The sequence below is a fragment of the Xenophilus sp. genome, assembly GCF_044462705.1.
Classification (GTDB): Bacteria; Pseudomonadota; Gammaproteobacteria; order Burkholderiales; family Burkholderiaceae_C; genus Xenophilus; species Xenophilus azovorans.
In genome coordinates, this window is record NZ_JBIQNC010000287.1 from 1 (window position 1) to 4,908 (window position 4,908).

The following is a 4,908-nucleotide window of genomic DNA, read 5'->3' on the forward strand; positions in this document are numbered from 1 at the left end:
GGCCCGCTGCACGCCGGCTCGCTGGTCGCCGCCCTGGCGAGCTGGCTGGATGCCCGCGCCGCCGGCGGCCGCTGGCTGGTACGCATCGAGGACGCCGACACCGAACGCTGCATCGCCGGCATGGAGGAACGCATCCTCGGCCAGCTTGCCGACTGCGGCCTGCGGCCCGACGCGCCGCCCGTGCGGCAGACCGCGCGCACCGCGCTCTACGACGACGCCCTGCAGCGGCTGACGCGCGCCGGCCTGGCCTACCCCTGCGGCTGCACGCGGCGCGACATCGACGCCGCCCTGGCAGCGCAGGGCATCGCGCACCGGCGGCACGGCGAGCGCGTCTACCCCGGCACCTGCCGCGGCGGCCTGCACGGCAAGCCCGCGCGCTCCTGGCGCTTCGCCACCTGGCGCATGGCCGGCGCATCGGACGTGCAGTGGCACGACCGCCGCCTCGGCCCGCAGCGCCAGGACGTGATGCACGAGGTGGGCGACTTCGTGCTGCGCCGCGCCGACGGCCCCTGGGCCTACCAGCTCGCCGTGGTGGTGGACGACGCCGACCAGGGCGTGACCGACGTGGTGCGCGGGGAGGACCTGGCCGACAACACGCCGCGCCAGATCCTGCTGCAGCGCGCCCTGGGCCTGCCGGCGCCGCGCTACCTGCACACGCCGCTGGTGCGCGCGGCCGACGGGCAGAAGCTCTCCAAGCAGACCGGCGCCGCGGCGATCGAGACGCGCACGCCGGCCGCCGCGCTGGCAGCCCTGCAGGCCGCCGCGGCGGCGCTCGGCCTGCCGCCCTGCCCCTCGGCGGACACGCCCAGCGAGGCGCTGCGCAGTTGGGTCGCGCCCTGGGCCGCTCTCTACAATCCGCCGCCGTGATCGCCGACCCCACGCCAGAGCAGCAGCCGCAGGACCTTCCCGCCGGCGACCCCGACCATCCCGCCCACCGCCGCATCAAGAGCTTCGTCCGGCGCGCCGGCCGCACCACCGAGGCCCAGGCCCGCGCCTATGCGGACTGGGGGCCGACCTACCTGCTGCCCTACCGCGCCGCGCCGCTCGACTTCGCCGCCGCCTTCGGCCGCCAGGCCCCCACCGTGCTGGAGATCGGCTTCGGCATGGGCGAGGCCACGGCCCACATCGCCGCCGTGCGGCCGCAGGACAACTTCCTGTGCTGCGAGGTGCACGAGCCCGGCGTCGGCGCCCTGCTCAAGCGCGCCGGCGAGCAGGGCCTGGGCAACGTCCGCATCGTGGCGCACGACGCGGTGGAGGTGCTGCAGCACATGGTGCCGCCCGCCTCGCTGGCCGGCGTGCACATCTTCTTCCCCGACCCCTGGCACAAGAAGCGGCACCACAAGCGCCGCCTGGTCCAGCCGCCCTTCGTGCGCCAGCTGGCCGAGCACCTGGCGCCCGGCGGCTACATCCATTGCGCGACCGACTGGCAGCCCTATGCCGAGCAGATGCTGGAGGTGCTCTCGGCCGAGCCGCTGCTGGCCAACACCGCGGCCGGCTTCGCGCCCAAGCCGGACTACCGACCGCTCACCAAGTTCGAGAACCGCGGCCTGAAGCTCGGCCACGGCGTGTGGGACGTGGTGTTCCGCCGGGTCTGATCAGTCCGCCAGCTCGAAGCGCAGCGGCACGTCCACACGCGCCGGCACGGTGGTGCCTGCTGCGCCGCGCGCGGGCTCGAAGCGCCAGCGCGGCAGCACCTCGCGCACGGCCCTGGCGAAGGCCGGGTGGGAGGCGGACACGATCTGCGCATCGCGCACCCGCCCCTGGCGGTCGACGGTGAAGCGCGCCCGCACCGTGCCGCGGATGCCCTGCTCGATCAGCTCCTCCGGGTAGCGGGGATCGACCCGCGACAGCAGCCTGGGCGGCACCTTGACGGACTCGGCGCCCGGCGCCTCGGCGGGTGGCGCGCCCGGCCCGGGAGCCGGCTCGGGTGCGGCTGGCAACGTCGGCCGCGCCGTCTCGGCCGTGGGCTTCGGCGGCTCCTGCGTCACGTCCTGGACGCGGGGCACCTGGCGGGTGCAGGCGGCGGCGCACAGGGCCAGCACCGCGACGGCTGCCCACCGGCCCGCCCGTGCGCGATGCACGCGCCCGCCTGTCAGTCTTTCGTTGGCATGAGGCATAAATGTTGCTAATCTGAAACCATTGTCAATAAAGGTGACTCACCATGGACAACCGCAGACGTTGGCTGACCCGCTGCGCGAGCGCCGCCGCCGGGCTCGCCGTGCCGCTTCTCGCGCGCAGCGCCCCGCCCGGCACCCTGGTGCTGGGCCAGTCCGTGCCGCTCACCGGCGACGCCAGCGAGATCGGGCTGGCGTACGCCGGCGGCGCCAAGCTCTGCGTCGACGCGTACAACGACAGTGCCGGCGACCTGCCGCGCATCGAGCTGCGCCAACTCGATGATGCCTACAGCGCCGAGCGCGCCGCGGCCAATGCCCGCAAGCTGCTGGACGAGGGCTGCGATGCGCTGTTCGGCTTCGCCGGTGCGGCCAGCACCCTGGCCGCCGCCCAGGTGGCCCAGCAGCGCGGCGCCATTTTCTTCGCGCCCTTCGCGGCGCCCGACGCGCTGCGCAGCGCGTCGTACCCGCAGGTCTACCTGGTGCGCCCCAGCATGGCGGACGAAGCCTTCAAGATGGTGCAGTACTGCGCCACGCTCGGGCTCACCCGCATCGCCCTGGTGGGCGACGACGACGCGCTGGGGCGGGCCGGACTGGAGGCCGTCAACCGGGCGCTGGCCGACCTGAAGCTGCCGGCCCTGGCGGTCACCGCCTTCGTGCCGCCGAACGGCACGAAGGTCGACACGGCGGTGGCTGCCGTCAAGGCGGTGCAGCCGCAGGCGATCATCCAGGCGGCGCTGTTCCGCAGCACCGCCGCCTTCATCCAGAAGATGCGCGGCGCCGGCTATGCGGGCGCCTTCCTCAACTTCTCCACGGTCGGCATCGACCCGCTGTACTTCGCGCTGGGCCAGCAGATCGGCGGCGTGGTGGTCTCGCAGGTGGTGCCCTCGCCGCGCAGCCGGACGACGCCGATCGTGCGCGAGTACCTGGCGGCCATCGACGCGAGCGACCAGACGCCCGGCTACGAGGGGCTGGAGGGCTTCATCGCCGCCAAGACCCTGGCCGAGGCCGTGCGCCGCGCCGGCCGAGGCGCCAAGGCGGCGGCGCTGCAGCGCGTGCTACCCGGCATGGCGCACTACGACGTGGGCGGCTTCCGGCTGAACCTGCGCTCGGGCGTGCGCGAGGCTACCTCCGCCATCGAGCTGGTGTCGATCTCGGCAGACGGGCGGCTGATCCGCTGAGGCGCGCGCCGGCCGCCGGGCCGGCATGTCAAGTGGCGGACAGCCGCGGCGCCGGTGCGGGTCTAGAGTGGCCGCTTCCCACGACCCCACAAGACCGGAGACACGCAGCGATGAATGCAAGAGCGAATTTCGTGCGCATGCAGGACAGCACGCGCGAGGACTGGCAGGCCATCGGCGGCGAATTCATGCACTTCGCCCAGGGCCTGCCCGACCGGGTGATGGCGCACCTGAAGCTGCTCGAAGGCGACTACGGCGGCTTCCCGGTCGACCGCTACACCCACTCGCTGCAGACCGCCACCCGCGCGCTGCGCGACGGACGCGATGAGGAGTACGTGGTCTGCGCCCTGCTGCACGACATCGGCGACACGCTGGGCAGCTTCAACCACCCGGACATCGCGGCGGCCATCCTCCAGCCCTTCGTCGGCGAGGCCAACCACTGGATGGTCCAGCACCACGGCATCTTCCAGGGCCACTACTTCTTCCACCACATCGGGCTGGACCGCGACCTGCGCGACCGCTTCAGGGAACACCCGCACTACGAGCGCACGGCCGAGTTCTGCGAGCTGTACGACAACCCGGCCTTCGACCCGAAGGGCGAGACCTTGCCGATCGGCGAGTTCGAGCCCATGCTTCGCCGGCTGATGCGCGAGCCGCGCCAGAGCGTCTACAAGGCCGCGCTCGCCCCCGAGACCGCCTGAACCCCGGAGACACCATGAACGCCACCACCCCCGCCGAAACCCGCGCCGTGCGCCAGCTCGTCTCCGACGAGGAATGGCAGCTGCGCACCGACCTGGCCGCCTGCTACCGCCTGGTGGCGCTGTACGGCTGGAGCGACCTGGTCTTCACCCACATCAGCGCCCGCATCCCGGGGCCGGAGCACCACTTCCTCATCAACCCCTACGGGATGATGTTCGACGAGATCACCGCCTCCAGCCTGGTCAAGGTGGACATGGACTGCAACAAGCTGATCGACTCGCCCTGGCCGGTCAACCCGGCGGGCTTCGTCATCCACAGCTGCATCCACGCCGCGCGGGAAGACGTGCAGTGCGTGCTGCACACCCACAGCCGCGCCGGCGTGGCAGTGAGCGCGCAGAAGTGCGGCGTGCTGCCCATCAGCCAGCAGAGCACCTTCGTGCTGTCCTCGCTGGGCTACCACGACTACGAGGGCGTGGCCGTGCGCGACGACGAGAAGCCGCGCCTGCAGCAGGACCTGGGCCACAACAATTTCCTGATGCTGCGCAACCACGGCCTGCTGACGGTGGGCAGGACGGTGGCCGACGCCTTCCTCAACATGTACACCTTCGAGAACACCTGCCGCATCCAGATCGACGCGCAGGCCGGCGGCGAGCTGGTGACGGTGAACCCGCGCATCCTCGACGGCCTGTCGCAGGTGATGAAGACCGTCACCACCGGCCTGGGCGCCAACATCGCCTGGCCGGCGCTGCTGCGGCGGCTGGACCGCGAGAGCCCGGGTTTCCGGGACTGACCCGGGTTTCCGGGACGGGGTCTGACCGGGCCGGGCCGCTGCGCGACAATGCGTGGTGGACCGATCCGTTCACATTTTTCCCAAGGAAATCCAGCGCCATGAGCACGACGTCTCCGACCATCATCTACAC

General features: G+C 72.4%; 6 protein-coding genes. 5 read left to right on the plus strand and 1 reads right to left on the minus strand.

The window, feature by feature from the left end; genetic code table 11:
- Together gluQRS and trmB are read left to right on the plus strand one after the other, a co-directional pair.
- A partial coding sequence (gene gluQRS, locus ACIY1X_RS24800; protein WP_399685904.1) for a tRNA glutamyl-Q(34) synthetase GluQRS occupies nt 1–867 on the plus strand: 867 nt, incomplete at its 5' end.
- Entirely contained in the window at nt 864–1,595 is a 732-nt protein-coding gene (gene trmB / locus ACIY1X_RS24805; RefSeq protein ID WP_399685906.1) for a tRNA (guanosine(46)-N7)-methyltransferase TrmB, read from the plus strand. The genes gluQRS and trmB, both read left to right, overlap by 4 nt.
- Here the strand turns inward: trmB and ACIY1X_RS24810 are convergent, their stop codons facing one another.
- Nucleotides 1,596–2,081, minus strand: a complete 486-nt coding sequence (locus ACIY1X_RS24810; protein ID WP_399685909.1) for an energy transducer TonB — start codon at nt 2,079–2,081, stop codon at nt 1,596–1,598.
- 80 nt (nt 2,082–2,161) lie between these two features.
- On the opposite strand from ACIY1X_RS24810, the gene ACIY1X_RS24815 reads away from it, so the two are divergent.
- The 3 genes from ACIY1X_RS24815 to ACIY1X_RS24825 all read left to right on the plus strand — a co-directional run bounded on the left by ACIY1X_RS24815 (nt 2,162) and on the right by ACIY1X_RS24825 (nt 4,778).
- Complete coding sequence (locus ACIY1X_RS24815; RefSeq protein ID WP_399685912.1) at nt 2,162–3,292, plus strand: ABC transporter substrate-binding protein; 1,131 nt, start codon at nt 2,162–2,164, stop codon at nt 3,290–3,292.
- 110 nt (nt 3,293–3,402) lie between these two features.
- Entirely contained in the window at nt 3,403–3,990 is a 588-nt protein-coding gene (locus ACIY1X_RS24820; protein ID WP_399685914.1) for an HD domain-containing protein, read from the plus strand.
- Between the two features lie 14 nt (nt 3,991–4,004).
- A complete protein-coding gene (locus ACIY1X_RS24825) occupies nt 4,005–4,778 on the plus strand; it encodes a class II aldolase/adducin family protein (protein ID WP_399685917.1) in 774 nt (257 codons plus the stop codon).
- Nucleotides 4,779–4,908 lie beyond the last annotated feature (130 nt).

What these genes read in the sequence shown, in the direction of transcription:
- ACIY1X_RS24820 (WP_399685914.1), top strand. Translation starts at nt 3,403, where the DNA reads ATGAATGCAAGAGCGAATTTCGTGCGCATGCAGGACAGCACGCGCGAG.
- ACIY1X_RS24815 (WP_399685912.1), top strand. Translation starts at nt 2,162, where the DNA reads ATGGACAACCGCAGACGTTGGCTGACCCGCTGCGCGAGCGCCGCCGCC.
- ACIY1X_RS24825 (WP_399685917.1), top strand. Translation starts at nt 4,005, where the DNA reads ATGAACGCCACCACCCCCGCCGAAACCCGCGCCGTGCGCCAGCTCGTC.